Source organism: Streptomyces sp. NPDC008317, from assembly GCF_042955955.1.
Lineage (GTDB): Bacteria > Actinomycetota > Actinomycetes > Streptomycetales > Streptomycetaceae > Actinacidiphila.
In genome coordinates this window covers 17,899-43,517 of record NZ_JBIBFQ010000011.1, presented here as the reverse complement: position 1 = coordinate 43,517, position 25,619 = coordinate 17,899, and the positions used below count along the sequence as shown (strand labels likewise).

General features: G+C 73.3%; 21 protein-coding genes and 1 pseudogene. 8 read left to right on the top strand and 14 right to left on the bottom strand.

Annotated features, from left to right (window positions below; all coding sequences use genetic code 11):
* Positions 1-21 precede the first annotated feature (21 nt).
* A complete protein-coding gene (locus ACFY9V_RS30345) occupies positions 22-759 on the bottom strand; it encodes a hypothetical protein (protein WP_391163800.1) in 738 nt (245 codons plus the stop codon).
* 99 nt (positions 760-858) lie between these two features.
* Complete coding sequence (miaB, locus tag ACFY9V_RS30340; RefSeq protein ID WP_391163799.1) at positions 859-2,346, bottom strand: tRNA (N6-isopentenyl adenosine(37)-C2)-methylthiotransferase MiaB; 1,488 nt, start codon at positions 2,344-2,346, stop codon at positions 859-861.
* A 112-nt stretch (positions 2,347-2,458) separates the two neighbouring features.
* Between miaB and ACFY9V_RS30335 the strand changes: the two genes are divergently transcribed.
* Positions 2,459-3,475, top strand: coding sequence for a TAXI family TRAP transporter solute-binding subunit (locus ACFY9V_RS30335; protein ID WP_391163798.1), 1,017 nt, complete (start codon positions 2,459-2,461; stop codon positions 3,473-3,475).
* Between the two features lie 97 nt (positions 3,476-3,572).
* Here ACFY9V_RS30335 and ACFY9V_RS30330 read toward each other — a convergent pair whose 3' ends face one another.
* Together ACFY9V_RS30330 and ACFY9V_RS30325 are read right to left on the bottom strand one after the other, a co-directional pair.
* Complete coding sequence (locus ACFY9V_RS30330; protein WP_391163796.1) at positions 3,573-5,063, bottom strand: ATP-binding protein; 1,491 nt, start codon at positions 5,061-5,063, stop codon at positions 3,573-3,575.
* Between the two features lie 18 nt (positions 5,064-5,081).
* On the bottom strand, positions 5,082-5,849 hold the full coding sequence (locus tag ACFY9V_RS30325) for a response regulator transcription factor (protein WP_355338173.1): 768 nt from the start codon (positions 5,847-5,849) through the stop codon (positions 5,082-5,084).
* Between the two features lie 299 nt (positions 5,850-6,148).
* On the opposite strand from ACFY9V_RS30325, the gene ACFY9V_RS30320 reads away from it, so the two are divergent.
* On the top strand, positions 6,149-7,855 hold the full coding sequence (locus ACFY9V_RS30320) for an FAD-dependent monooxygenase (protein WP_391163795.1): 1,707 nt from the start codon (positions 6,149-6,151) through the stop codon (positions 7,853-7,855).
* Positions 7,856-8,053: 198 nt separating this feature from the next.
* Here ACFY9V_RS30320 and recX read toward each other — a convergent pair.
* The 3 genes and pseudogenes from recX to ACFY9V_RS30305 form a co-directional block, all read right to left on the bottom strand.
* A pseudogene (gene recX, locus ACFY9V_RS30315) lies at positions 8,054-8,665 on the bottom strand (recombination regulator RecX); the annotation flags it as partial.
* Positions 8,622-9,755: a recombinase RecA gene (gene recA / locus ACFY9V_RS30310; protein ID WP_355338167.1), complete on the bottom strand. Its 1,134-nt coding sequence runs from the start codon at positions 9,753-9,755 to the stop codon at positions 8,622-8,624. The pseudogene recX and the gene recA, both read right to left, overlap by 44 nt.
* Before the next feature lie 237 nt (positions 9,756-9,992).
* Positions 9,993-10,187 (bottom strand): DUF3046 domain-containing protein, encoded by a 195-nt coding sequence (locus ACFY9V_RS30305; protein ID WP_188286122.1) that lies wholly within the window; start codon positions 10,185-10,187, stop codon positions 9,993-9,995.
* A gap of 101 nt (positions 10,188-10,288) precedes the next feature.
* Here ACFY9V_RS30305 and ACFY9V_RS30300 point away from each other — a divergent pair, with 101 nt between their 5' ends.
* Entirely contained in the window at positions 10,289-11,191 is a 903-nt protein-coding gene (locus ACFY9V_RS30300; RefSeq protein WP_391163794.1) for a hypothetical protein, read from the top strand.
* Positions 11,192-11,285: 94 nt separating this feature from the next.
* Here ACFY9V_RS30300 and ACFY9V_RS30295 read toward each other — a convergent pair whose 3' ends face one another.
* Genes ACFY9V_RS30295 through ACFY9V_RS30285 form a run of 3 tightly spaced genes read right to left on the bottom strand, consistent with a single transcriptional unit; the run spans position 11,286 to position 13,343 of the window.
* The gene (locus ACFY9V_RS30295; RefSeq protein ID WP_391163793.1) at positions 11,286-11,612 is read right to left on the bottom strand and encodes an AzlD domain-containing protein; all 327 of its coding nucleotides are present in this window, start codon (positions 11,610-11,612) and stop codon (positions 11,286-11,288) included.
* Positions 11,609-12,490 (bottom strand): AzlC family ABC transporter permease, encoded by an 882-nt coding sequence (locus ACFY9V_RS30290; protein WP_391163792.1) that lies wholly within the window; start codon positions 12,488-12,490, stop codon positions 11,609-11,611. The genes ACFY9V_RS30295 and ACFY9V_RS30290 overlap by 4 nt, the downstream gene beginning before the upstream one ends.
* Positions 12,491-12,494: 4 nt before the next feature.
* A complete protein-coding gene (locus tag ACFY9V_RS30285; RefSeq protein ID WP_355338155.1) occupies positions 12,495-13,343 on the bottom strand; it encodes an AraC family transcriptional regulator in 849 nt (282 codons plus the stop codon).
* Between the two features lie 105 nt (positions 13,344-13,448).
* On the opposite strand from ACFY9V_RS30285, the gene ACFY9V_RS30280 reads away from it, so the two are divergent.
* Positions 13,449-18,092: an ATP-dependent helicase gene (locus ACFY9V_RS30280; protein ID WP_391163790.1), complete on the top strand. Its 4,644-nt coding sequence runs from the start codon at positions 13,449-13,451 to the stop codon at positions 18,090-18,092.
* Positions 18,093-18,325: 233 nt separating this feature from the next.
* Here the strand turns inward: ACFY9V_RS30280 and ACFY9V_RS30275 are convergent, their stop codons facing one another.
* Positions 18,326-18,922 carry an ankyrin repeat domain-containing protein gene (locus ACFY9V_RS30275; protein ID WP_391163789.1) on the bottom strand — a complete coding sequence of 199 codons (597 nt, stop codon included), beginning with the start codon at positions 18,920-18,922 and terminating at the stop codon, positions 18,326-18,328.
* A gap of 132 nt (positions 18,923-19,054) precedes the next feature.
* Positions 19,055-19,621 (bottom strand): heme-binding protein, encoded by a 567-nt coding sequence (locus ACFY9V_RS30270; protein ID WP_391163787.1) that lies wholly within the window; start codon positions 19,619-19,621, stop codon positions 19,055-19,057.
* 254 nt (positions 19,622-19,875) lie between these two features.
* On the opposite strand from ACFY9V_RS30270, the gene ACFY9V_RS30265 reads away from it, so the two are divergent.
* From ACFY9V_RS30265 to ACFY9V_RS30250, 4 genes are all read left to right on the top strand, one after another.
* Positions 19,876-21,297: a histidine kinase gene (locus ACFY9V_RS30265; RefSeq protein WP_391163786.1), complete on the top strand. Its 1,422-nt coding sequence runs from the start codon at positions 19,876-19,878 to the stop codon at positions 21,295-21,297.
* Positions 21,298-21,359: 62 nt separating this feature from the next.
* Positions 21,360-22,040, top strand: a complete 681-nt coding sequence (locus ACFY9V_RS30260) for a LuxR C-terminal-related transcriptional regulator (protein ID WP_391163905.1) — start codon at positions 21,360-21,362, stop codon at positions 22,038-22,040.
* A 99-nt stretch (positions 22,041-22,139) separates the two neighbouring features.
* Positions 22,140-22,943, top strand: coding sequence for a DNA-formamidopyrimidine glycosylase family protein (locus tag ACFY9V_RS30255; RefSeq protein ID WP_391163785.1), 804 nt, complete (start codon positions 22,140-22,142; stop codon positions 22,941-22,943).
* Positions 22,944-22,976: 33 nt separating this feature from the next.
* Positions 22,977-23,774, top strand: coding sequence for a glucose 1-dehydrogenase (locus tag ACFY9V_RS30250; protein ID WP_391163784.1), 798 nt, complete (start codon positions 22,977-22,979; stop codon positions 23,772-23,774).
* A gap of 683 nt (positions 23,775-24,457) precedes the next feature.
* Here ACFY9V_RS30250 and ACFY9V_RS30245 read toward each other — a convergent pair.
* Positions 24,458-24,928 (bottom strand): DNA starvation/stationary phase protection protein, encoded by a 471-nt coding sequence (locus tag ACFY9V_RS30245; protein ID WP_355338135.1) that lies wholly within the window; start codon positions 24,926-24,928, stop codon positions 24,458-24,460.
* A 279-nt stretch (positions 24,929-25,207) separates the two neighbouring features.
* Positions 25,208-25,600 carry a helix-turn-helix transcriptional regulator gene (locus tag ACFY9V_RS30240; protein WP_355338132.1) on the bottom strand — a complete coding sequence of 131 codons (393 nt, stop codon included), beginning with the start codon at positions 25,598-25,600 and terminating at the stop codon, positions 25,208-25,210.
* Positions 25,601-25,619: the final 19 nt, after the last annotated feature.

The following is a 25,619-nucleotide window of genomic DNA, read 5'->3' as shown; positions in this document are numbered from 1 at the left end:
GTATCCGCATAGCCCTCCGGCTCAGGTCCAGGTCGCCACGGCGTAGCCCACGCCGTACGGCGCCGCCTCGTACAGCAGCTCCCCCGCCAGGCCCGCGCCCTGTGCCGCGCCCGCGAGCACCTGCCACGGCGCCCGGCCGGACACCTTCAGCGCATCGGCCAACTCCGCGTCCAGCGCGGTGAGCGCGTCGGTGTCGGCCGCCGCCAGGGCCGCGGTCACGGCCACGTCGAAGGGCTCGGCGCGCTCGTCCAGGTAGCCGGGCGCCTTGACCGTACGGCAGGCGCTGCCGTCCCCCATCACGAGCAGGGCGACGCGTCCCGCGGCCTCGGCGACAGCGCGGCCCGCGGCGGCGCAGTGCGGCTGTTCCAGTTGCTCGCCGACCCCCAGCCCCTCGACTGGTGCGGCGTGCCAGCCGCGCAGCAACCAGGCGGCCACGGCGAGCGAGGGCGGCAATGTGCGTGCGGGCTCAGCAGCGGGCTCGGCCGTGACGTCGGCGTCCGCGCCGCGTTCCGATCCGAGGCGGACCTCCAGCGCGACACCGAACGGCCGGAAAGAGCCCGTGGAGCCCTCGGCGAAAGCACCGCGGTGCGGCCGGTCCGCCGGACCGATCACGACCAGCCGGTCGGGCCGGGAAGCGGCCAGGACGCCGATGGCGTCGGCGCAGGAGGCCCGCAGAGCGTCGAGTTCGGGTGCGGCGCCTGCCGCCACCTCCGGGACCAGCAGCGGCGGGCAGGGACAGACGGCAGCGGCGACCAGCATGATCGAAACCTTACCGGCGCGGCCTCGCGGATAGACGGCCGTCGCCGGACAACGGCGTCGGCACGTTCGGCCGCGCACCGGTGTCCGGGACCGCGCGCGTCACTGGACGCTGCATCCGCCCAGCGACACCGGCTCCGTCACGGCGGGCGCGCCGATCGTCGGCAGGCCCAGCATCACGCCCGTGCCGGTCGCGGCCGGGGCCGCGTTGCGCCGCTCCCACGCGTCGCCCGCCCGCGTACGGCGTACGGCGGCGGCGGGCTTCTCCGCGAGCAGATGGTGCGGCGCGGCGTAGGTGATCTCGACGGTCACCATGTCTCCGGGCCTGACCGGCTCGTCCGGGCGCTCGAAGTGCACGAGGCGGTTGTCGGGCGCGCGGCCGGACAGCCGCCGGGTGGCGTCGTCCTTGCGGCCCTCGCCCTCGGCGACCAGCACCTCGATGGTGCGGCCGACCTGCTTTTTGTTCTCCTCCCAGGAGATCTCCTCCTGGAGCGCGACCAGCCGCTCGTACCGCTGCTGGACGACGGCCTTCGGGATCTGGCCGTCCATCTCGGCGGCGGGGGTGCCGGGCCGCTTGGAGTACTGGAAGGTGAATGCCTGCGCGAAGCGCGCCTCGCGCACCACGTGCAGGGTCTGCTCGAAGTCCTCCTCGGTCTCGCCGGGAAAGCCCACGATGATGTCGGTGGTGATGGCGGCGTCCGGCATCGCGGCGCGCACCTTCTCGATGATCCCGAGGTAACGATCCTGCCGGTACGACCGGCGCATCGCCTTCAGCACCGTGTCGGAGCCGGACTGGAGCGGCATGTGGAGCTGGTGCATCACATTGGGCGTCTCGGCCATGGCGGCGATGACGTCGTCGGTGAAGTCGCGCGGGTGCGGCGAGGTGAAGCGGATCCGCTCCAGGCCGTCGATGGTGCCCGCGGCGCGCAGCAGCTTGCCGAACGCCTCGCGGTCGCCGATGTCGGAGCCGTACGCGTTCACGTTCTGGCCGAGCAGGGTGACCTCGACGACTCCCTCGGAGACCAGGGCCTCGACCTCGGCGAGCACGTCGCCGGGCCTGCGGTCCTTCTCCTTGCCGCGCAGGGCGGGGACGATGCAGAAGGTGCAGGTGTTGTTGCAGCCGACGGAGACCGCGACCCAGGCGGCGTACGCGGACTCGCGGCGCGAGGGCAGCGTCGAGGGGAAGGTCTCCAGCGACTCGACGATCTCGACCTGGGCCTCTTCGGCGATCCTGGCCCGCTCCAACAGCACCGGGAGCTGCCCGATGTTGTGGGTGCCGAAGACGACGTCGACCCAGGGGGCCCGCTTCACGATGGTGTCGCGGTCCTTCTGCGCCAGGCAGCCGCCGACGGCGATCTGCATGCCGGGCCTGGCGGCCTTCTTCGGTACGAGCTGGCCGAGGTTGCCGTACAGCCGGTTGTCGGCGTTCTCCCGCACCGCGCAGGTGTTGAAGACGACGACATCCGCGCCGTCGGCGTCGGAAGGCGCGCGGACATACCCCGCGTCCTCCAGAAGGCCGGACAGCCGCTCGGAGTCGTGGACGTTCATCTGGCACCCGTAGGTGCGGACCTCGTAAGTACGCGCGCTCATAACAATCACCCAGAGTACGTGGTCGCCGGGGCCCGGCGCCCCCGCCTTCCCGGGACCGGCCGCCGCCGACCTCCCTTCCCCGATTCCCGCCCGGCTGGCAGGATCCCCATGCATGGACCTCCCCCGCCCCGTCGTACGCCTGCGCGATGCCGCGCTGGGCAGGCGGCGGCGCGTGCTCCAGGCGCTGCTGGCCGGGGTCTCCGTGCTCGCCCTCCTGCTGTGGTGGCTGCTGCCGAACGCGGGGCCTTCGTATCCGCGGGCGCCGATGTCGCTGGCCACCGGGGTCGCCAACGGGGTGTACGAGAAGTACGGGCTGCTCCTCAAGGGCGATTTGCACACCGCGCTGCCGGGAGTGCGGGTCAATCTCGTGCACACCGAGGGCTCGGTCGACAACATCAAGCGGGTGGCGTCAGGACGGGCGGACTTCACCATCGCCGCGGCCGACGCCGTCGCCGATTACAACGGTCCAGGCAAGGACCAGTTGCGCGCCTGCGCCCGGCTCTACGACGACTACATGCAGCTTGTCGTACCGAGCGATTCCACTGTGCGGTCCGCGCGCGATCTGCGCGGGCTGCGGGTCGGGGTCGGCCAGGCGGACTCCGGGGTCAATCTGATCACCAGGCGGCTGTTCGCGGCGGCGGGCCTGGACATCACCAAGGATGTGGACGCGATACCGGTCGGCATCGACCAGGCGCCCGCGATGCTGCGCGACAAGCAACTGGATGCGTTCTTCTGGTCGGGCGGGCTGCCGACCGCCGCCGTGGCCGAGATGGCGCACTCCTCGCCGGGCATCAAGCTCGTCCAACTCGGCGACCTGGTGGCGAAGCTGCATTCCATGGGACCGCAGATGGCGTACTACCGGCAGGCCGTGATGCCCGCCGACGCGTATCCGCAGGCGCAGAAGGGGCAGGCGATCGCCACCATCGCCGTCGCCAATCTGCTGGTCACCACGGACCGCGCGAACACCGGCCTGGTCGAACGGCTCACCCGTGCGGTGATCGACAGCCGGGACGCGATCGGCAAGGAGGTGCACGCCGCGCAATTGGTGGACCTGCGGACCGCGGTGTTCACCGATCCGCTGCCGCTGCATGTCGGCGCGGAGCGGTACTACCGGTCGGTGAAGCCGTAGCGGGTGCTCCGCCGCGACCTCGGCCGCGCCGCGCGCTCACCCCGCCGCGCACTCCGTGGTCATGATCAGACGGTCGTACGATCCGACAACCGGACGGTCACACCCCGACCGGCGCCGTCCTCGGCACCGTCAGGATGACCTCCAGGCCGTGCGGGTCGCGCCGCCCGTAACTGATGGCGCCGCCGCCCTGGCTCAGCAGGGCGCGGGCGATGGACAGGCCGAGGCCGGAGCCGTGCACATTCTGGTGGCGGGCGCTGCGCCAGAAACGATCGCCGATCCTGGCGAGTTCCTCGTCCGTCAGGCCGGGACCGCTGTCGGCGACGGAGATCGCGGTGCGCTGGTCGTCCGCCGCCACGCGCACATGGACGGCCTCGCCGCGCGGGGTGAATTTGATCGCGTTGTCGATCACCGCGTCCAAGGCGCTGGACAGCGCGACCGCGTCGGCCCACCCGGTCACCTTGAGCGCCGCCCGCTCCTCCGGGCTCTCGCCCGCCCGCTCCCCCGCGCTCTCACCTCCCCGGTCCTCCGAGTCCTCCCCCTCCACCGTGAACTCCACGGAGATTCCCGCCTGGTCGGCGACGGGGCGCCAGGCCGCCGAGCGGGTACGGGCGAGCGCGGCGAGATCGGTGACGGCCAGATGACTGCCGGAGCGTTCGGCGAGCGCCAGGCCCAGCAGGTCGTCGAGCACCTGGGCGAGCCGGTGCCCCTCCTCCTTCACCGCCTCGGCCTCGTCGTGGCCGTCGGGCAGTTCCAGGCCGAGCAATTCGATCCGCAGCAGCAGTGCGGCGAGCGGATTGCGCAACTGATGCGACGCGTCCGCCACGAAGGCCCGCTGCTGGTCGAGGACTTCCTCGACGTTGTCGGCCATCTCGTTGAACGAACGGACCAGGCGGCGGAGTTCCGGCGGGCCGCCCGCCGTTCCGACACGCGACTTCATCCGGCCGGTCGCGATGTCGTGGGTGACGCGGTCCAAGGTGGCGACTGGAAGCAGCACCCAGGCGGTCAGGCGGACGGCGAAGAGCACGGCGATGGCCATCGCCGCCAGTTCCCCGGCCGCCAGCAGCAGCCAGCCGTGCAGGATGCGGGAGCGCAGCGCGCCGGTCGGCGAATCGGTCACGACGACGGCGACGACGTCCCCGTCCCGGACGATCGGCGAGGCGATGGCGAGTTTGCGGGTCTGCCACGGCCACACCTGGCGGGGGTCGTGGGTGCGGCGGCCGAGCAGCGCCGAGTTGTAGGCGTCGAACAGCTCGCCCTCGTCCGGCACCTTCCAGTCGCCGGGCGCGGCGGCCATCGCGGTGCGGTCGCGGTAGAAGACTCCGGCGTCGATGCCGTACAGCTCTTTGTAACGGGTGAGTTCGGTGCGCAGGGTGTGCAGCCGCTCGTCGTCGGCGCTGTCCACGGCGGTCTGTTCGTCCCGCGCGGTGACGTACTGCGCGAGCGCCGCGAAGCGCGTGGTGTCGTCGATGCGGTCGACCACGACGCGCTGCTGCTGGGACGCGGCCTGGCTGGCGGCCAGCGGGAAGCCGAGGGCCAGCAGGACACCGGCCATCAGCACGATGAGCAGCGGGAGCAGGCGGGAGCGCAAGGTGGTGGCCTCGACGGGTCAGCCGACGGGGACGACGAGCCGGTATCCGACCCCGCGCACCGTCTCGATCATCGCCGGGGTCCGCAGTTTGGAGCGCAGGGACGCCACATGGACCTCAAGGGTGCGACCCGTACCCTCCCACGCGGTGCGCCACACCTCGCTGATGATCTGCTCCCTGCGGAAGACGACACCCGGCCGCTTGGCGAGCAGCGACAGCAGATCGAACTCCTTGCGGGTGAGGGCGATCAGATCGCCCTCCACGGTGACGCGGCGGGTGGACAGTTCGATGGTGACCGTGCCGAGCAGCAGTTTGGCGCTCTCCTGCGGGCCGGTCTCGCCGGTCCGCGCGGCGGCCAGCACTCCGGTGCCCGCGACGGTCGCGCCGGTGGCCGTCGGCCCGGCGGCGCCTTGCGCGTTCAGCGGCGGGCGGCGGCTCACGGCGTGGATCCGCGCCAGCAGTTCGCCCGTGTCGTACGGCTTCACCACGTAGTCGTCCGCGCCCAGGTTGAGGCCGTGGATCCGGGAGCGTACGTCGGCCCGCGCGGTCACCATGATCACCGGGGTCGCGGTACGGCGGCGTATCCGGCTGCACACCTCGAAACCGTCCTGGTCGGGCAGCCCCAGGTCGAGCAGGACACAGTCGTACGCGGGGCCGTCGCCGGGCAGCAGCGCCTGGATCGCCTCCTCGCCGCTGCGGGCGTGCCGCACGTCGAAGCCGTGCTTGCCGAGGACCGCGGAGAGGGCGGAGGCGACCCTGTCGTCGTCCTCCACGAGGAGCAGTCGCATCGTCAACCTCCCTGTTCATCCGGTCTTATGATCATTTCGGCTGATCGTGTTGTTCGTGTGCGGTAGCGGTACCTGTGGACCGAATCCACGCCGATCGGCACGGGGTGCGTCAAGGCCCTACCGGCTCGCGCGGTGGACCGTTACCGACCCGGTACGCACCGGAGGTGCCCGAGGGCGCGCACGGGGCACGGAGGGCGCGTGGAGCGGCGCACCGCGCCGAGGCGGGACCGTCGCTTGACGTGGGAAGGCGCAGTGGGTTGCATACGCTTTGTGACCGCACTTCTTCCGGGGGCCTCTCCATGGACCCGGTGATCGTCGCGGGGGCGGGTCCCGTGGGCCTGGCCCTCGCCCTCGCTCTGGCCCGCCGCGACGTCCCCGTCATCGTCCTCGACGAGGCGGAGGCACTGACCGATGCCGACGGGTTACGGCGCCCACGCACCGCGGTCCTCGGCCCCGACACGGTCGCGTTCGTCGAACGGCTCGGCTACGCCGGTGTCCGCGGCGACGGAGCCTCCTGGTCGGCCTGGCGCACATTGCGCCGTCGTACGGAAGTGCTGCGCGTCGAATTCGGACCGCAGGACTCCCCCACGCACATCGCGCAGCACCAATTGGAGCGCGGCCTGCGCGACGCGCTGCTCGCCTGCGGGTCGGTGCGAATCGTGCCGGGCTGCCGGGTGGACGCGTTCGAGCAGGACGGTCTCGGGATCACCGTGCACACCCGCGGGTCGCACGACACCTGGTGGCGCGGCAGTTTCCTGGTCGGCTGCGACGGTCCCCGTTCGACGGTCCGCAAGCTGACGGGCGTACGTTTCCCCGGCCGCACCGCCGTCGACCGGCACGCGGTGGCGGTGATCCGCGCGGAACTCCCCGAACCGGGTGTGGCGTTGCTGCACCGCGACCCGCCGGGGGCGCCCGCGGGCCAGGAGGTGACGGCTCGTCCGTTGCCGGACGGCCTGTGGCGGCTGGACTGGCTGCTGCCCCCGCAGGGACGGCTGCTCACGTCCGACGCGTTGGTGGAACGGCTGCGGTCCACGCTCACCGCCTGGTGCGGCAGCGTCGTCCCGTACGAACTCGTCGGCTCGGCCGACTATCCGGTGCACCAGCGGCTGGCCAGGCGCTGGCGCAGGGGGCGGGTCTTCCTCGCGGGGGACGCCGCACACCTGATGGGCGCGCTCGGAGCGCAGAGCGTCGAGGAGGGGCTGCGGGACGCGGAGAATCTGTCCTGGAAGCTCTCGCTGGCCTGGCACGACGGCGCGTCGAAGATACTGCTGAACAGCTACGAGGCGGAGCGGCGCGGGGCGGTCGGCGCCCGGTTGCGCGCCACCGACCAGGCGCTTCCGCTGCTGCGGGCCAGTGGCGCGTGGCAGACGGTACGGCACGCGGTGCTGTCGGGCTCGGCGCGCGGCCAGGCGGAGCTGCTGACCGACAGCCATCTCGGCCGGGGGTCCGCCGCCGCGTCCTCGGTCTACGGGCGCTCGCCGCTCGCGCTGCCCGCGCCGCGCTCCGGTGGCGGCAAGTCCGGGCCGTCGCCGCTGGTCGCCGGGTGCGACACGCCGCCGGGCGGTGCGGTGACCGATGTGTCGGTGACCGCGCTCGACGGCACCGTCGGACGGCTGCGGGACCGGCTCGGCCGGGGGTTGATCGTGGTGCTGATCGCGCCGGGTACGGGGGTGTGGGACAGCCGTCACTGGCTGACCGCCGGGCTCATGCCCCGGCTCGCCTCCGCGGTCGCCGCGCTGCCGACCCGCGCGGAGCTGGTCGTCGCCGAGACGTATCCGGGGGCGACCGCGCACAGTGTGCTGCTGATCCGGCCGGACGGACGCCTGGTCACGGCGATGGTGGGCTGCCGCCCCGCGGAGCTGTACTCGTACGCCGACCTGGCCCGCGGCGGTCCGCCGGTGCCGGCGGGCAGCGAAGGTACGGAGCCGGACTCCGACGACGGTGACGGTGAAGGCGGCGGGCCCGGCGGCGCGGCGGGCACGCGGGTCAGCGGGCACACCCGGTAGCAGCCGGGCCGGGCACGCCCTGCCGGACGGTCACCGTCAGCCCGCCGGGGCTGCCGGTCACCGGCACCGTCTCCCTTGGCGGATGGTCCCGGTGCCGGACGGCGGGGCGGTTTTGGGAGGCCCTGGCGGCAGGGCGACGTCCGGTGGCGGGGCCTTCGTACTCCCTCGCCTTCCAGGATTCCGCCGTCCTCGCCGCCGTCACTCCCACGGCTCCTCTTCGAGCTCCTCCTCGACGCCCTCGGCGGCGAGCGCTTCCCGCACCACCCGGAGGGCCAGGCCCTCGGAGTAGCCCTTGCGGGCGAGCATGCCCGCGACGCGGCGGATCCGCTTGTCGCGGTCCAGCCCGCGGGTGCCCGGCAGCCTGCGGCGTACCAGCTCGCGGGCGGTCTGCTCCTCCTGGTCGTGGTCGAGCAGTCCGACCGCTTCGTTCACCAGCTCCGCGTCCACTCCGCGGTGGCGGAGCTCCTGTGCGAGGGCACGGCGGGCGAGACCCCGGCCGCGGTGCCGGGACTCCACCCAGGAGTTGGCGAACGCCTGGTCGTCGATCAGCCCCACGTCCTGGAAGCGTTCCAGGACGCGTTCGGCGACCTCGTCCGGGATCTCGTGCTTGCGCAGGGCGTCGGCGAGCTGCCTGCGGGTGCGGGGCGTCCCGGTGAGCAGGCGCAGGCACAGCGCCCGCGCCTGCTCCTCGGGATCGAGCGGCGGCTCTCGCGAGGCCCTCGACTCGGAAGAGCCGCCGCGCTCAGGGGACCTGCGCGCCACGGCGTCAGGCCTTGGCGGCGGTCGCCTTGGTCGCCTTCGCGCCCTTGGGCGCGGGGACCTCGGCCTTGGGCGCGTCGGTCTTGGCCACGGCCGCGGGTCCTGCCGCGTCCGCCCCGGGCTGTGCGCCCGGCGCCTCGACCTTCGGCACGCCGACGCCGAGCTTCTCCTTGATCTTCTTCTCGATCTCGTCCGACAGGTCGGGGTTGTCCTTCAGGAAATTGCGCGCGTTTTCCTTGCCCTGACCGAGTTGGTCGCCCTCGTACGTGTACCAGGCGCCGGACTTGCGGACGAAGCCGTGCTCCACGCCCATGTCGATCAGGCCGCCCTCACGGCTGATGCCGTGGCCGTAGAGGATGTCGAACTCGGCCTGCTTGAAGGGCGGCGCGACCTTGTTCTTGACGACCTTGACGCGGGTACGGTTGCCGACCGCCTCGGTGCCGTCCTTGAGGGTCTCGATCCGGCGGATGTCGAGTCGGACGGAGGCGTAGAACTTCAGCGCGCGGCCACCGGTGGTGGTCTCCGGCGAGCCGAACATCACACCGATCTTCTCGCGGAGCTGGTTGATGAAGATGCAGGTGGTCTTGGTCTGGTTGAGCGCGCTGGTGATCTTGCGGAGGGCCTGGCTCATCAGGCGGGCCTGGAGACCCACGTGCGAGTCGCCCATCTCGCCCTCGATCTCGGCCCGTGGCACGAGGGCTGCCACGGAGTCGACCACGATGAGGTCGAGAGCGCCGGAGCGGACCAGCATGTCCACGATCTCCAGCGCCTGCTCGCCGGTGTCCGGCTGGGACAGGATCAGATTGTCCGTGTCGACGCCGAGCGCCTTGGCGTAGTCGGGGTCCAGCGCGTGCTCGGCGTCCACGAACGCCACCGTGCCGCCCGCCCGCTGGGCGTTGGCCACCGCGTGCAGGGTGAGGGTCGTCTTACCGGAGGACTCCGGGCCGTAGACCTCCACCACTCGGCCGCGCGGCAGGCCGCCGACGCCGAGTGCCACGTCAAGAGCGGTCGATCCGGTGGGGATGACTTCGATGGGTTCGTTCGGCCGGTCGCCCAGGCGCATGACCGCGCCCTTGCCGAACTGCCGTTCAATCTGCGCGAGCGCGGCGTCGAGCGCCTTCTCGCGGTCGTTTCCTGCCATGGGCTCCACCCGGGATGTCTGGTTCGATCGCTTCACGTCCACGACGCTAGCGCCTGGCACTGACAACGCGCCCGGCCGTCGCCCCGTGCTGTGGATAACTCCGGCGGAAACACGCTTCGTCACCACGGAAATCCACCCGGCACAAGCCATAAGAATGGATGTTCGAATTTGATGTCAAGCGACCCGCCGGGGGTGTCGGGCCGCTCCTGAATCCGTCGCTCCGCTCGCGACGCCGCGTCAGCGCTTGGCGGCGGGCACGTCCATCGAGGCGCACACCGCGCGCCAGACGTCCTTGGCCTCCCAGCCGTCGTCCAGCGCCTGATGCACCGTACGGCCGCCCAATTCGGCCATCACATGGTCCCGCGCGAAGGAATCGGCGTACGCGTCGCCGAAGTGCGCGCGCATCCGCTCCCAGAAAATCGTCAACCGCATGACTGCCAGTATCCCGCGCCCGCACGCGTACCGTCACACAGCCGGGTGGCTCCTCGGCTCAGCCGTGTTCCAGGCCGCCGCGCACGCCCTAGGGTGCGCGCATGCCAGCAACCCCGCTAGGTCGCGCCGAGCAGTTCGTGTGGCTCACCGCCCGTGTGCTCGAGCAGCGCAGGTTCGCCTTCCACTTCCTCGACGGCGACGGGGACGCGGTCGAGACCGCGCTCGACGCGTACCGCAATGACGACGCCGGATACGGCCACGCGCTGGAGCCCGACCTGCGCGGCCCGGTGAGCCAGCCGCTGCACGTGGCGTACGCGCTGCGGGTGCTGGACGAGATCGACCGGTGCAGGGGCGGCAGGGCCGAGCGCATCTGCCGCTATCTGACGGCGTGCTCGACGGCGGAGGGCGCGCTGCCCGCGGTCGACGCGTCCTTGCGCGGCTATCCGTACGCGCCCTGGATGCGGATCTCCGACGACCCGCCCGGTGATTTGCTCGCCACCGGGCCCGTGGTGGGGCTGCTGCGGCGCAACGAGGTGTGGCACGCGTGGCTGTTCAGGTCGACGGACTTCTGCTGGGCGGCGATCGACGCCCTGGACCGGACGCATCCCTATGAGGTGCTGGCCTCGCTGGCGTTCCTGGCCTCGGCGCAGGACCGGCCGCGTGCGCAGGGCGCGGTGGAGCGGCTGGGACGACTGGTGCGCGAGCAGGGTCTGGCGCTGCTGGAGCCCGAGCGCGCCGGGCGGGTCGCGCCGCCGACCGGATACGCGCCGGGCGAACACCACTTCGCCCACGACTTCGCGCCCTCCCCCGACTCGGCCGCCCGGTCGTGGTTCACCGACACCGAGATGGAACGGTCGCTGGACCATCTCGCGGGGCAGCAGGGCGACGACGGCGGCTGGCCGATCACCTGGCGCGAGTGGGCGCCGGGCTCCGCCCTCGAAGGGCGGCCCATGGTGACGATCGAGGCGCTGCGGACGCTGCGCGCGTACGGCCGTCTGGGCTGACGGCGAGGCCGCGCGGGTATGGGGCGCTGATCCAGGTGCCCGGTCCTTACGCCGGTGACCGGGCACCGGATGTCGCGGAGGACCGGCCCGTGGCTCACATGCCGGAGACGGCCCGTACGGCCGCGGTCACGACGACGGCCGCGGCCACCACCACGAGGAAGGGCGCCCGCAGCAGGAGGGCTGCGGCCGCCGCCGCGAGCCCGGCCGAGCGCGCGTCCACGGCCAGCCGCAGTCCGCTGGTGCCGAAGGTCTGGAGGGCGGTGAGCGCGGCGAGGAGCGCGATGGGCACGAGCGCGGCGAGGCGCTTGACCACGGGGCGTTCCAGCAATCCCGCCGGTACGGACAGGCCCAGCAGTTTGACCGCGTAGCAGCCGAGGGCCGTCACGATGACGGCGATCCAGGTACTCGCTCCTGTGCTCATTCCGCTGTCTCTCCCTCTTCGCGTGCCGGCGCCGATGCCGATGCCCGTGCTGGTGCCGATGTCCGTGCCGGTGCCTTTGCTGGTGTCCGTTCCGGCTTCCGTACGGTTCCTGACGCGTCCTTTCCGGTGCGCTTCGCGCGGGTGACGGCCAGGACGAGGGGCGCCGCCAGGGCGGCGACCAGGACCGGGACTCCGGCAGGCAGGAGTGGCAGGCAGACAAGGCCGAGGAGGACGGCGACCGCGGCGACCGCCCGTTCGGCGCGCCCCTTGACCATGGGGGCGAGGAGCGCGAGGAAGACGGCGGGGCCTGCCGCGTCCAGCCCCCAGGAAGCGGGGTCGCCGAGCGCCGAGGCGCCCAGGGCGCCGATGAGGGTGGTCAGATTCCACAGGGCGTAGAGGCTGCCTCCGGTGACGGTGAAGCCCAGCCGCGCGGAGGCGCGGTCCTTCTGCGCCAGCGCGACCGCGGAGGTCTCGTCGATGACCCACTGCGCGGCCAGCGGCCGTATCGCGGCGGGCAGGCGGAGGAGTTGGGAGAGCCGGAGCCCGTAGAAGGCGTTGCGGGTGCCGAGGAAGAAGGCTCCCGCGGCTGCCGCGAAGGGGTTGCCGCCCGCCCCCAGGGCGCTGACCAGGGCGAATTGCGACGCTCCGGTGAACACCAGCAGGGACAGGGCGCAGGTCTGGGCGAGTGCGAGCCCGGCTCCGGCGGAGGTCACGCCGAAGGCGAAGCCGGAGAGCCCGACGGCAACGCCCACCCCGAGGGCGTCGCGGACGACCTGGGCGCGCGCGGAGCGTGGCTGCCGGTCCGCCGGCCCGGTGGATTCTCTGCGGTCGGCGGATTCCGCGGGTTCTGTGGCTATCGGATGTCCCGTCACCCGCATGAGGTTAGGGACGGCGGGACGGCGGGTCTTGTACGTTCTTGCGCTCGCGTTGGTATGCGCCGGGCGGGACGCCGACGATCCGGGCGAAGTGCCGGTTGAGGTGGGGCTGGTCGGTGAAGCCGACGGCGGCGGCCGTGTCGGCCGGGCTGACGCCTGTGTCGAGCAGGCGGCGGGCGGCCCTGACCCGCTCGCTGGTCAGCCAGGCGTGCGGCGGCAGCCCGTAGGCGGCCTTGAAGGCGCGCAGCAGGGCGAAGGGGCCGGTGCCGACCTCACGGGCCAGTTCCTCCAGGCTCGGCGGGGCCGCCAGGCGGGTGGCCAGCAGGTCACGGGCACGGGCCGCGACGCCCGCGCCCGCGACGGGCGCGGGTCCGAGGGCCGCGGAGTTCGCGTGGCGGGCGAGCATCCGGGCGACGACGAGGCGCAGCTGCGTGTCGGCGGCGAGCGCGTTGTCCCCTTCGGCGGCGCGGTGGACGTCGGCGATCATGCGGGCGGTCACGGGGTCGTCGAGCACCGAGGCGTTGAAGGAGGGGGTGCCGCGCAGCGCCGTGGTCTCCGCGGCGACGGCGGCGACCACGGCGGGCGAGGGGTAGAGGACCCGGTAGCTCCAGCCCTCCTCGACGCCCGCGTAGGCGGTGTGCGGGGTCTCGGGGTTGATCAGGACGACTCCGCCCGCGCCCGCCCGCTCGGCTCCGCCGGGCAGCCCGATGCCCTCGACGCCTCCGGTGACCGCCGCGATCACGTAGCTGTCGTGGGCGTGCCGGGTGAAGGTGTGCCGGACATAGCGGGCACGCAGCAGGTCGACTCCGGGCAGTCCGGGGTGCTCCCAGTACCTGGCCTGCTCTCGCACCGTCACACGGCCATTGTGGACCGGTGGCGGGCCGGGGCGTCCAGCGAGTTATCCACAGGCTGAGGGGCCGGCCGCCGCGCGGTGTCGGTGCGGCGAGGCAGGATGGATGCCATGTCCAGTCGCAGCAGTCTCGACGCGTTCTCCCCGGCCACCCGCGCGTGGTTCACGGGGGCGTTCAGCGAGCCCACCGACGCCCAGGCCGGGGCGTGGTCGGCCATCGCCGAGGGCTCCGACGTGCTGGTCGTCGCGCCGACCGGCTCCGGCAAGACGCTGGCGGCCTTCCTCGCCGCCCTGGACCGGCTGGCCAGCACCCCGCCGCCCGCCGAGGCCCGCCGCAGGTGCCGGGTGCTGTACGTGTCGCCGCTGAAGGCGCTCGCGGTGGACGTCGAGCGAAATCTGCGCAGCCCGCTCGCCGGGCTGCGGCAGGAGTCGGTACGGCTGGGACTGCCGGAGCCCGAGGTCCGGGTCGGCATCCGCTCGGGCGACACGCCTCCGGCGGAGCGGCGGGCGCTGGTGACCAGGCCGCCGGACATTTTGATCACCACCCCCGAATCGCTGTTCCTGATGCTCACCTCCGCCGCGCGGGAGGCGCTGAGCGGGGTCGAGACGGTGATCCTGGACGAGGTGCACGCGGTCGCGGGCACCAAGCGCGGGGCGCATCTGGCGCTCTCCCTGGAGCGGCTGGACGAGTTCCTTGACCGGCCCGCCCGCCGGATCGGGCTGTCGGCGACCGTGCGGCCGGTGGACGAGATCGCCCGCTATCTGTCGCCGCGCCGCAAGGTGACGATCGTCCAGCCGCCGTCGCAGAAGCGGTTCGACCTGTCGGTGGTCGTGCCGGTGGAGGATCTGGGCGAGCTGGGCGGCTCCCCGGTGGCCGAGCACACCGGGCCGGCGGCGGGTCCCGCCGAGCGGGCCTCGATCTGGCCGCATGTGGAGGAGCGGATCGCCGACCTGGTGCAGGCGCACCGCTCCACGATCGTCTTCGCCAATTCGCGCCGTCTGGCGGAGCGGCTGTGCAACCGGCTCAATGAGATCGCCTACGAGCGGGCCGAGGGCGAGGCGCCGCCCGAGGCGCACTCCCCCGCCGAGATCATGGCCCAGTCCGGTGCCGCCAAGGGCACGCCGCCGGTGCTGGCCAGGGCACACCACGGCTCGGTGTCCAAGGAGCAGCGGGCCCTGGTGGAAGAGGACCTGAAGGCGGGGCGGCTGCCGGCGGTCGTCGCGACCTCCAGCCTTGAGCTGGGGATCGACATGGGCGCGGTCGATCTGGTGGTGCAGGTGGAGTCGCCGCCCTCGGTCGCCTCCGGTCTGCAACGGGTCGGGCGCGCGGGGCACCAGGTGGGAGCGGTCTCCACCGGGGTGGTGTTCCCCAAGTACCGCGGTGACCTGGTGCAGTCCGCCGTGGTGACCGAGCGGATGCGGCAGGGCGCGATCGAGTCGCTGCGGGTGCCCGCGAATCCGCTGGACGTGCTGGCCCAGCAGATCGTGGCGATGACCGCGCTCGACACCTGGGACGTGGACGACCTGCTGGCCCTGGTGCGGCGTGCGGCGCCGTTCTCGGCGCTGCCCCACTCCGCCTACATCGCGGTCCTCGACATGCTGGCCGGGCGCTACCCCTCGGACGCCTTCGCCGAACTGCGCCCGCGCCTGGTGTGGGACCGGGTGGCGAACACGGTGACCGGACGCCCCGGCACCCAGCGGCTCGCCGTCACCTCCGGCGGCACGATCCCCGACCGCGGGCTGTTCGGGGTGTTCCTGGCGGGCTCCGACCCGAAGAAGGGCGGCGGCCGGGTCGGGGAACTGGACGAGGAGATGGTGTACGAGTCCCGGGTCGGGGACGTCTTCACCCTGGGCACCACCTCGTGGCGCATCGAGGACATCACTCGCGACCGGGTCCTGGTCTCGCCCGCGCCGGGAGTGCCGGGACGGCTGCCGTTCTGGAAGGGCGACCAACTCGGCCGCCCGCTCGAACTCGGCCGTGCGCTGGGCGCGTTCCTGCGCGAGGTGGGCGCGCTGGCACCGGAGCGGGCCAGGGAGCGGCTGACGGCGGCCGGTCTCGACACCTGGGCGACGGACAATGTGCTGTCGTATCTGGCCGAGCAGCGGCAGGCGTGCGGTCATGTGCCGGACGACCGGACGATCGTGGTCGAGCGGTTCCGCGACGAGTTGGGCGACTGGCGGGTCGTCATCCACTCCCCCTTCGGCGCGCAGGTGCACGCGCCGTGGGCGCTGGCGCTCGGCGCGCGGCTCCAGGAGCGCTACGGCCTGGACGCCCAGGCGATGCACGCCGACGACGGGATCGTGCTGCGGCTGCCGGACGCCGACTTGATGGGCCTGGACCTGCTGGACTCCGATCCGGTGCTGCGCGGAGCGGAGTTCGACCCCGAGCAGTCGCCGGTGGGCGCGGCGGATGTCGCGTTCGACAAGGGCGAGGTCGAACAGCTCGTCACCGATCAGGTGGGCGGCTCGGCCCTGTTCGCCTCCCGGTTCCGCGAGTGCGCCGCACGCGCCCTGTTGTTGCCGCGCCGCGACCCCGGAAAGCGCACCCCGCTGTGGCAGCAGCGCCAGCGAGCCTCGCAACTGCTCCAGGTCGCCTCGGAGTTCGGCTCCTTCCCGATCGTCCTCGAGGCGGTCCGCGAATGTCTTCAGGACGTCTTCGACGTGCCGGGTCTGGTGGAGCTGATGGGCGACATCGAGGCCCGCAGGGTGCGGCTGGTCGAGGTGACCACACCCGAGCCCTCGCCCTTCGCCCGCTCGCTGCTGTTCGGCTATGTGGCGCAGTTCCTCTACGAGGGCGACTCGCCGCTGGCGGAGCGGCGGGCCGCGGCGCTGTCGCTGGACTCGCGGCTGCTGGCGGAACTGCTGGGCCAGGCGGAGCTGCGCGAGTTGCTGGACGCCGATGTCCTGGCCGAGTTGGACACCGAATTGCAGTGGCTGACCGAGGACCGGCGGGTGAAGAGCGCCGAGGGGGTCGCGGATCTGCTGCGGGTGCTCGGACCGCTGACCGGCGCGGAGTTGGCCGCGCGGGGCGCGGAGCCGGGCTGGGCGGAGGAGCTGGAGACGGCAAGGCGGGCGATCCGGGTGCGGATCGCCGGGGCGGAGCACTGGGCGGCGGTCGAGGACGCGGGGCGGTTGCGGGACGCGCTCGGTACGGCGCTGCCGGTGGGCGTGCCGGTGGCGTTCACCGAGCCGGTGAAGGACCCGCTGGGGGATCTGCTCGCCCGGTACGCGCGCACGCACGGGCCTTTCACGACCAAGGAGGCGGCCGGGAGATTCGGCCTGGGCGCTGCGGTGGCGGACGGGACGCTGCAACGGCTGACGGCGGCGGGCCGTACGGTGCAGGGCGAATTCCGGCCGGGCGGCGCGGGCCAGGAGTGGTGCGACGCGACGGTGCTGCGGCGGTTGCGGCGCCGCTCGCTGGCCGCGCTGCGGCAGGAGTTGGAGCCCGTGCCGCCCGCCACGCTCGGCGTTTTCCTCCCGCAGTGGCAGCACGTGGGCACGCACAGCCTGCGCGGTCCGGACGGGCTGGTGCGGGCCGTGGAGCAGTTGCAGGGCGCGTCCGTACCCGCGTCGGCGCTGGAGAAGCTGGTGCTGCCGTCCCGGGTGACGGGCTATAACCCGGCGATGCTGGACGAGTTGACGGCCTCCGGCGAGATCCTGTGGGCCGGGGCGGGCGCCCTGCCGGGCAAGGACGGCTGGGTGTCGCTCTACCTCGCCGACAGCGCCCCCCTGCTGCTGCCCGCCCCGCAGCCGTTGGAGCTGTCCCCGCTGCACGAGGCGGTGTTGGCCGCGCTGTCCGGCGGCTACGGTCTCTTCTTCCGGCAGATCGCCGAGCAGGTGCGGGCCGCGGGGCAGGACACCACCGATCCCCAACTGGCAGACGCCGTCTGGGACCTGGCCTGGTCGGGACGGCTCACCAACGACACCCTGTCGCCGCTCAGGGCGCTCCTCGGCTCGGGCCGCACGGCGGGTTCCACCGCGCACCGGGCACCGCGGGCCGTGCCGCGCGGTCGGTACAGCTCGCTGGCGACCCGCGCCCCGCGTGCGACGGCGTCCCGTTCCGGTCCGCCGACCACCGCGGGCCGCTGGTCCCTCGTACCGTCCGCCGAGCCCGACCCGACGCTGCGGGCGCACGCCCTCACCCACACGCTGCTCGACCGGCACGGCGTGGTCACCCGGGGCGCGGTGGCCGCCGAGGGCGTCGCGGGCGGCTTCTCCGCGGCCTACCGGGTGCTCGCGGCCTTCGAGGAGACCGGGCAGGCCCGGCGCGGCTACGTGGTGGAGGGACTGGGGGCGGCCCAATTCGCCATGGACGGCGCCGTCGACCGGCTGCGCGCCCTGAGCACGGCGCGCGACCGCGAGGAGGAGCACGCCTCCCGCGCCCGTACGGTGGTGCTCGCCGCCGCCGACCCCGCGAATGCCTATGGTGCGGCCCTCCCCTGGCCCGAGCAGCCCGCGGGCGTCACCCACAAACCGGGCCGCAAGGCCGGCGCCCTGGTCGTCCTCATCGACGGAGAGCCCGCCCTCTACGTCGAGCGCGGCGGCAAGACGCTGCTGGCGTGGCCCGACGACGAGATACGTCTCCAGGCCGCCGCGGACGCGCTGGCGCTGGCCGTCCGCGAGGGCGCGCTGGGCCGCCTCACGGTGGAGCGGACCAACGGTGAGTCGGCCCTCACCTCGCCCCTCGGCCGTGCCCTGGAAGCCGCGGGCTTCCACGCCACTCCGCGCGGCCTGCGCCTGCGGGACGGCGGATAGAGCCCGGTCGGACGCAGGGCGGCGGAAGCGGCGGGCAACTGGGAGGGGCAGTCGTGGCCGGCCGGGACCTCGACCTGGCCCCCAGGGAGTCGCCCCGGTCTGCGGGCCGCCCGGACGCACCCGCCGTCGGGCGCGTCTCGCCCCGCCCTGGGCGACCGGTCGCGGGCTCGCCTCAGCCGGTCCCCGCCCCGGCGGGGCGGGGACCGGCGAGGGGCCCGGGGCCGGGGCCTGCGTCAGGTCGCGGCGCGGAGTTGTTGGGCGATGGCGTCGAAGCCACGGCGTTCGGCGTGCTGGAGAGGGGTGACGCCGTCGGCGTCGGGGAGGGAGGGGGAAGCGTGGGCGGCGAGGAGGAGTCGGACGATTTCCTGGTGGTCGGCCCCGCCGTCGCCGAGGATGACGGCTTCGAGGAGGGCGGTCCAGCCGAGGCGGTTGACGTGGTTGACGTCGATGTCGGTCTCGGCGAGGACGGCGCGGACGTAGGCGACGTGGCCGCGTTCGGAGGCGGGGATGACGGAGACGCCGCCGTAGCGGTTGGTGAGGGTCAGGTCGGGGTGCGCGGGCAGCAGGGCGCGCATCATCTCGACGCTGCCGGTCACGCCGGTGACCAGCCAGGGGGTGTCCTGGCGGTAGTCCCGCGCGTTGGGATCGGCTCCGGCGGCGACCAGCCTGCGGGCCGCTTCGGGGTGGTCGGCGAGTGCGGCGAGCAGCAGCGGGGTGCGCCGTTGGTCGTCGCGGGTCTCGATGTCCGCGCCCGCGTCGAGCAGGGCGGTCACCTGCTCCGCGTCGCCGCAGTGGGCGGCGTCCAGCAGCCTGGTGTTCAGGTCGGCCATGCCGGTGTCTCCTCCTTCTCCGGAAAGCTTCTCCGGGTTTTCCCGCTTCTCCGGCTTCTCCGGTGCTTCGGGCTTCCCGCACGTCTCATGTCTGTCGGGCGCCGGGGTGAGTGTCCTCCCGCCCGTCGGCCTTCAATGGCCGAGCGTTGCCGCTCCCGCCCGGGCGAACTGCTCGTCCTGGTCCCCGCTGGGCGCGCCCGCGACGCCGACGGCCGCGACGGGCCCGCTCTTGGCCGTGACCGGAACGGCGCCCGCGAGGAAGAGCGTGCCGGGGATGTCCTTGAGCTGCGGAGTCTGCTGGAGGCGCTGGGAGAGTTCGGAGGTGGGGGCGTTCCAGGACACGGCGGTGTACGCCTTGCGCTCGGCTGACTCGTACGACTGCGGTCCCGCGCCGTCGCCGCGCAGGGTGACGACGGTGTTGCCGTCCCGGTCGACGACGGCGACGGTGACGCGCTGGCCGGCGCGGTTCGCGGCGTCGAGGGCCGCCTGCGCGGCCTTCGTCGCGGCGGCGGTGGTGAGCCGGTCGACCTGACGGGTGTCCTTGCCGGACGCGGCGGCGCTCGCCGAGGCAGGGGCGGCCTTGCCGGACGCGGCCGGGGCGGCGGCGGTCGCGGAGACGGCGCCGAAGGTGGCCGCGCCGACGGCTGCGACGGCCACGGCACCGGTCAGGACGCGGGTACGGGAGGACATCTTCTTCATGGACGTTCCAACTCCTCGGGTCTGCGGGACCGCCTTCGCGTTCCCGCCTCTGCCTTCGATCCTCGGGCCGGACCGGGGCCGCGCCGGTCCGCGATACGGCTCGCCCGCGCGGGCATGATGGAGGACAGGCGGGTCATCCGATCGGTCGATGCGCGGGCCGTTCCGGCAGGTCACGCTGCGAATGGCGGCCGGTCACCGGGTCGCCTCCCGCACCGCTCGCAGCGCCCCGACCCCGCCCTCGACCAGGAGCCCCGATGCACAGCTCGCCGCCGCCCGGCCAGGACCGGGACGCGCCCCCGGTCCCGACCCCGGAGCCGAACCGGACGCCGGAGCCGAACCGGAGGCCGCAGCCGGAGCCGGAATCGGAATCGGAATGGGAGCTGAGGCCAGAGCCCGCATCGGAGCGGGACCCGGAGCCGAGCCCCGATCCGGACGGCTGGTGGCTGGCGGCGGTCATGAACGGCGCCTTCGTCGTCCTCCTCGCGGGCGCCCTCATCCGCTTCGTCGACCGGCACCCGGACAGCGGTCGCCTGCCGTGGGTGATCGGGCTGAGCGTGGCGCTCACGGTCCTCCAGTTCGCGGGCCGTCGGCCCGGACGGCGACGCGAACCGCTCCCCCGCAGGTGGGAGCTGGCACGCCTCGCCGCCCTCGTCGCCTGCTGGACCGTCGTCGTCCTGCTGGCGCCGAGCTTCGCCTGGTGCGCCGTCCCGCTCATCTACACGGGCCTGCGGTCGCTGCCGACCCGGGCGGCCGTGGCGCTCGTGGCGGTGCTCGCCATACTCGTCGTCATCGCGGAGTTGCGGCTGGCGGACGGGACGGACCCCAATCTGGTGCTGCTGCCGCCCGCCGTCGCCACCCTCGCCACCGCCGTCTTCGTCCACATGCGGCGGCAGACCGGCCGTCAGCAGGCCCTCATCGACGACCTGGTGCGCACCCGCCGCGAACTGGCGGCCACCGAACGGCGCGAGGGCACCCTCGCGGAACGGCAGCGGCTGTCGATGGAGATCCACGACAGCCTCGCGCAGGGCCTGTCCAGCCAGCGGATGCTGCTCCAGGCCGCGGACCGGATCTGGGAGACGGCACCGGACACCGCCCGCGGCCACGTCCGTACCGCCACCGCCGTGGCCGAGCAGAATCTCGCCGAAGCACGCCGCTTCGTGCACGACCTCGCGCCCGCCGCGCTCGTCGGACAGGACCTGGACGACGCCCTGCGCGCGCTCGCCGCGCAGCACTCCGAAGACTCTGACCACTCCGAAGACTCCGACCGCTCCGAAGGCTCTCACGACTCCGAGCACGCTCCGCGCTCCCGGCCGTCGGCCCTCACGGTCCGCTGCCACGTGGAGGGCTCGCCCGTACCGCTCCCGGACCGTACGCGGTCGGCGCTGCTGCGGATCGCGCAGGGCGCGCTCGCCAATACCGCGGAGCACGCCGGGGCCGCCCACGCCACGCTCACGCTGACGTATCTCGACGACCAGGTGCTGCTCGACGTCTCCGACGACGGGCGCGGCTTCGATCCGGCCGCCGTCGCCGCCACCGGGGTACGCGGCCACGGGCTGCCCGCGATCCGCGCGCGGGTGGGCCAGCTCGGCGGCACCCTGAGCATCGAGTCAGCCCCCGGCGAGGGCACCGTGCTGTCCGTCGCCGTCCCCCTCGAAGCCCTGGAGGCCGCGCCGTGACCGAGATCCGACCCGTCCGTCTCGTGGTCTGCGACGACCACGCCGTGGTGCGTGCCGGACTGATGGCGCTGCTGGCCAGCGCGGACGGCATCGAGGTGGTGGGCGAGGCGGGCAGCGGCGAGGAGGCCGTCGCGATGGCCGCGAAGACGCGGCCGGACGTGGTCCTCATGGACCTCCAGCTCGGTCCGGGCATCGACGGCGTCGAGGCCACCCGCCGGATCGCCGCCGCAGCGGCCCACGCACCGGCCGAATCCGTTCGGCCGGAGACGCCCGGAACAGCCGCCACGCCCGGAGCAGCCGCCGCGCCCGGAACAGGCACGGCGCACGGAACAGGCACGGCGCACGGCGGCCCGTACGTCCTCGTCCTCACCACGTACGACACCGACGCCGACATCACCCGCGCCATCGAGGCGGGCGCGACCGGCTACCTGCTGAAGGCCGAGCGCCCGGAGGAGCTGTTCTCCGCGATCCGCGCCGCCGCGCAGGGCCGCACCGCGCTGTCGCCGCCGGTCGCGGGGCGCGTGATGGCCCATATGCGCGCGCCGGGACCGCAGTTGACCGCCCGGGAGCGCGACATCCTCGGCCAGCTCGCCCGCGGCCTCGGCAACCGCGACATCGCCCGCGCCCTGTTCATCAGCGAGGCCACCGTCAAGACCCACCTCGGCCGGATCTACGACAAGCTCGGCGTCGACACCCGCGCGGGCGCGGTGGCCGCGGCGACCGAACGCCGCCTGCTCGGCTGATCCCGCACCCGAACCGCCAGCACCCCGCCCCCAGGGGCGCGCCGAAACCGCCGCCGCCCCGACGTGACCCCCGCCCCCGCCCCGCGTCATCATGGACAGATGCCCGAGGGAGACACGGTCTGGCTGACGGCCCGCCGACTGCATGACGCGCTGGCGGGGCGCGCCCTCGTGCGGGCCGACCTGCGGGTGCCGCAATTGGCCACGGCCGATCTGACCGGCCGCCGGGTCCTCGAAGTGGTGAGCCGCGGCAAGCACCTCCTCACCCGGCTGGACGGCGGCGCGACGCTCCACTCGCATCTGCGGATGGAGGGCTCCTGGCACCTGTACGCGCCCGGTGAGCGCTGGCGCGGCGGTCCCGCCCACCAGATCAGGGCGGTGCTGGAGACGGAGCACAGGACGGCCGTCGGCTACCGGCTGCCGGTACTGGCGCTGCTGCCGACCGCGCGGGAGTCCGAGGCCGTCGGCCACCTGGGCCCCGATCTGCTCGGGCCCGACTGGGACCCGGCGCGGGCGCTGGCGCGGCTGGTCGCGGAGCCGGAGCGGGAGATCGCCGAGGCGCTGCTCGACCAGCGCAATATGGCGGGGCTCGGCAATGTGTACGTGGTCGAGCTGTGTTTTCTGCGCGGGGTGACACCGTGGACGGCGGTCGGCGACGTCAGGGCGCCGGAGAAGGTGGTCGCGCTGGCGAAGCGGCTGCTGGAGGCGAACAAGGAGCGCCCCGGCCACATCACCACGGGCGATACGCGGCGCGGCCGTACGCACTGGGTCTACGACCGGGCGAACCGGCCGTGCCTGCGCTGCGGCACCACGGTCAGGACCGACCGGCACGGCAGGGCGGACCAGAGCCGGGTCGCGTACTGGTGCCCGAGCTGTCAGAAAGGTCCGCCCCCGCACGGCAATTGACGCACCGTCAGATACGGTCGTACGGTCGGACTCATGACGGTCACGGCGTACGACCTCAGCGGGCGGGTCGCCCTGGTCACCGGAGCGGCGAGCGGGATCGGCCGGGCCAGCGCGCGGTCGCTGGCGTCAGCGGGCGCGGTCGTGGTGTGCGCGGACCGGGACGAGCCGGGGGTACGCGAGACGGCGGCGCTGATCGATGAGGCCGGCGGCCGGGCCGAGCCCAGGGCGCTCGACGTCACCGACAAAGCGGCTATCGCCCGCACCGTCGCCGGCATCGTCCGGGACCACGGCGGCCTCGACATCTTGGCGGCCGTCGCCGGGATCATGCACAGCAGCGGCGTCCTCGACACCAGCGACGACGACCTGGACCGCGTCCTGGCGGTGAATTTCCGCGGGGTGCTGCACTGCGCCCAGAAGGCGGCCCGCGCGATGGCCGACCGCGGCGGCGGCAGCATCATCACGATGTCGTCCAGCGCGATCGACACGGGCGCGCGCGGCCTGCTCTGCTACAGCGTGTCCAAGGCGGCCGTCGTCCAGCTCACCAAGACCCTCGCCACCGAGCTGGGCCCGCTCGGCATCCGCGCCAACACCGTGGCTCCCGGCTTCATCCGCACCCCGATGACCGCGCACTACGGCACCGGCGCGGACGGGGTGTTCGACGAGAGGGCGCAGGCCCGCGCCGAGGAGTCGCTGGCACGCATGTCCCCGCTGGGCCGGGTCGGCAGGCCCGAGGACGTGGCCCCGGCCGTGCTCTACCTCGCCTCAGACGCCTCCGCCTTCGTCACCGGCCAGATCCTCCGCCCCAACGGCGGGGTGGCCATGCCCTGGTAGGACGCATCCCCGGAATCCGGCGTCGGGCGACAGCCGTCCGGTCCGCACCCGTTCCATCGGCCCCCGCGGAAAGGACGGCCCGTCCGCGTCACCCGCGACGGCCGCCCGCATCCGCCGCTTCACCGTCGGCACCGCGTGCAGCGGTATGAGCCCGAGGCTCCAGCCGCCCGCGGCCATCGCGCCCTCCCACGGCCCGACGGCCTCCGGCCGTATCCACAGCCGCAGCACCGCCCACCACCACAGCAGCCCGCAGGCGAGCGCGAACACAACGGCGGCGGAGCGTACGCCCCGGCCGGATCCCGTACGGCGGACACCGGATTCAGCACCGCGGCCCGCGAATCCCCTACCGCGGACCGGAGAACCGTCCGGCGTCTCCCGGCCCGGCGGCCGCACCGATGTTCGGCGCCATGACCGACCCCATGACCCGTCCCATGACCAGCCCCCCACCCGGTCCGTGGCCTGGAGCACGAAAACTCGCAGTGCGCGCATGGCCGCCTCCTTCGGACCCCCGAGGTTGCGGCGGGAGGCCGCCCGCGGCGGGTCCCGTACTCAGGTGCGATGCCCTGCCGCCAAGATCGCTAGCCGCGCGCCGGCAGGCCCCGGGCAACGTTCACCCGAAAGGGTCGCCGCACGGCCACGACCAGCTGCGACATATGCACGCAAAGCGACATTCCGGCCGCGCGTCAGACGTTCTCGGCCTGGAACATCCAGTGGAACTTCTCGATGTCGGCGGTGATCCCGATCAGGATGTCCTGGCTGACCGGATCGGGCTGCTCGGTGGTCTCGATCCGCTCGCGCATCCGCACGATCACGGCGTCCAGCGCGGCGACCAGGATTTCGACGACCTCGGTGTCCTTGACCCAGCCGTCGGTCACCGTGTCGATCCCGCTGGTCTCGGCGACCGTGCGGGCCCGCCCGTCGGGCGTCACGCCGATCGCGGAGGCCCGCTCGGCGACCGTGTCGGAGTGCAGCCGGGCGGTGTCGACGACCTCGTCGAGCTGGAGATGGACGGAGCGGAAGCGCGGGCCGACGACATTCCAGTGCACCTGCTTGGCGAGCAGCGACAGGTCCAGGAGGTCCACCAGGGCGCCTTGCAGCGCGTCTCCGACGGTCTTCCGGTCCGGCTCCGACAGCGGGCTCTTGACGACAGTCATGCGGTTCTCTCCTAGCGGATCGACACCATGAGGTCCGTTTCGCCCCCCTTGACCCTCCCCGCCTACCCTGCCTCGGGCTCGCACACATGGCAAAAGCACGAACAACAGCGCGGACGAAAGCGCGGCCCGAAGCTCGGCGGGAGAAGGGCGAAGGGCGGCCCGAACCACACCGGGAGAAGGGCAGCGGAACGGCCGAAGCCCGGCGGACGTCGGGCACACGCCGACGGCCCCGACCGGGAGCGAGCCGGTCGGGGCCGTCGGAACAAGCAGGTCAGAAGGCTAGGCGGCGACCACGTCGACAGCCTCGGCAGACTTCTTGGGCGCCTTGATAGTGATCCGTTCGTCCGGTGTGGACGTCATGGACGTGACAGAAGTGACCGCACCCAGCAGGGGCCGCATCGGCGCGGCAGTGGTCTCGGACGCCGCCGACTGTGCCAGCTCGGCAAGCGACAGATCGTCACTGACCTCCCGCATCACCTCGGACATAGGAACGTCCAAGGCGTCGCAGATCGCCGAGAGCAGCTCGGATGACGCTTCCTTCTGCCCCCGTTCGACCTCTGACAGATAGCCCAGGGAAACCCGGGCGGACGAAGAGACCTCACGCAGGGTGCGGCCCTGGCGCTGGCGCTGCCGACGCAGCACGTCACCAAGCAGGCGACGGAGCAGGATCATCGGTGGCTCCCTCCTCGGA

Excerpts from the sequence above, each read along its gene's own strand:
- ACFY9V_RS30345 (WP_391163800.1), bottom strand. The coding sequence starts at position 759 with ATGCTGGTCGCCGCTGCCGTCTGTCCCTGCCCGCCGCTGCTGGTCCCG.
- miaB (WP_391163799.1), bottom strand. The coding sequence starts at position 2,346 with ATGAGCGCGCGTACTTACGAGGTCCGCACCTACGGGTGCCAGATGAAC.
- ACFY9V_RS30335 (WP_391163798.1), top strand. The coding sequence starts at position 2,459 with ATGGACCTCCCCCGCCCCGTCGTACGCCTGCGCGATGCCGCGCTGGGC.
- ACFY9V_RS30325 (WP_355338173.1), bottom strand. The coding sequence starts at position 5,849 with ATGCGACTGCTCCTCGTGGAGGACGACGACAGGGTCGCCTCCGCCCTC.
- ACFY9V_RS30320 (WP_391163795.1), top strand. The coding sequence starts at position 6,149 with ATGGACCCGGTGATCGTCGCGGGGGCGGGTCCCGTGGGCCTGGCCCTC.
- recA (WP_355338167.1), bottom strand. The coding sequence starts at position 9,755 with ATGGCAGGAAACGACCGCGAGAAGGCGCTCGACGCCGCGCTCGCGCAG.
- ACFY9V_RS30305 (WP_188286122.1), bottom strand. The coding sequence starts at position 10,187 with ATGCGGTTGACGATTTTCTGGGAGCGGATGCGCGCGCACTTCGGCGAC.
- ACFY9V_RS30300 (WP_391163794.1), top strand. The coding sequence starts at position 10,289 with ATGCCAGCAACCCCGCTAGGTCGCGCCGAGCAGTTCGTGTGGCTCACC.
- ACFY9V_RS30295 (WP_391163793.1), bottom strand. The coding sequence starts at position 11,612 with ATGAGCACAGGAGCGAGTACCTGGATCGCCGTCATCGTGACGGCCCTC.
- ACFY9V_RS30290 (WP_391163792.1), bottom strand. The coding sequence starts at position 12,490 with ATGCGGGTGACGGGACATCCGATAGCCACAGAACCCGCGGAATCCGCC.
- ACFY9V_RS30280 (WP_391163790.1), top strand. The coding sequence starts at position 13,449 with ATGTCCAGTCGCAGCAGTCTCGACGCGTTCTCCCCGGCCACCCGCGCG.
- ACFY9V_RS30275 (WP_391163789.1), bottom strand. The coding sequence starts at position 18,922 with ATGGCCGACCTGAACACCAGGCTGCTGGACGCCGCCCACTGCGGCGAC.
- ACFY9V_RS30270 (WP_391163787.1), bottom strand. The coding sequence starts at position 19,621 with ATGAAGAAGATGTCCTCCCGTACCCGCGTCCTGACCGGTGCCGTGGCC.
- ACFY9V_RS30265 (WP_391163786.1), top strand. The coding sequence starts at position 19,876 with ATGCACAGCTCGCCGCCGCCCGGCCAGGACCGGGACGCGCCCCCGGTC.
- ACFY9V_RS30260 (WP_391163905.1), top strand. The coding sequence starts at position 21,360 with ATGGCGCTGCTGGCCAGCGCGGACGGCATCGAGGTGGTGGGCGAGGCG.
- ACFY9V_RS30255 (WP_391163785.1), top strand. The coding sequence starts at position 22,140 with ATGCCCGAGGGAGACACGGTCTGGCTGACGGCCCGCCGACTGCATGAC.
- ACFY9V_RS30250 (WP_391163784.1), top strand. The coding sequence starts at position 22,977 with ATGACGGTCACGGCGTACGACCTCAGCGGGCGGGTCGCCCTGGTCACC.
- ACFY9V_RS30245 (WP_355338135.1), bottom strand. The coding sequence starts at position 24,928 with ATGACTGTCGTCAAGAGCCCGCTGTCGGAGCCGGACCGGAAGACCGTC.
- ACFY9V_RS30240 (WP_355338132.1), bottom strand. The coding sequence starts at position 25,600 with ATGATCCTGCTCCGTCGCCTGCTTGGTGACGTGCTGCGTCGGCAGCGC.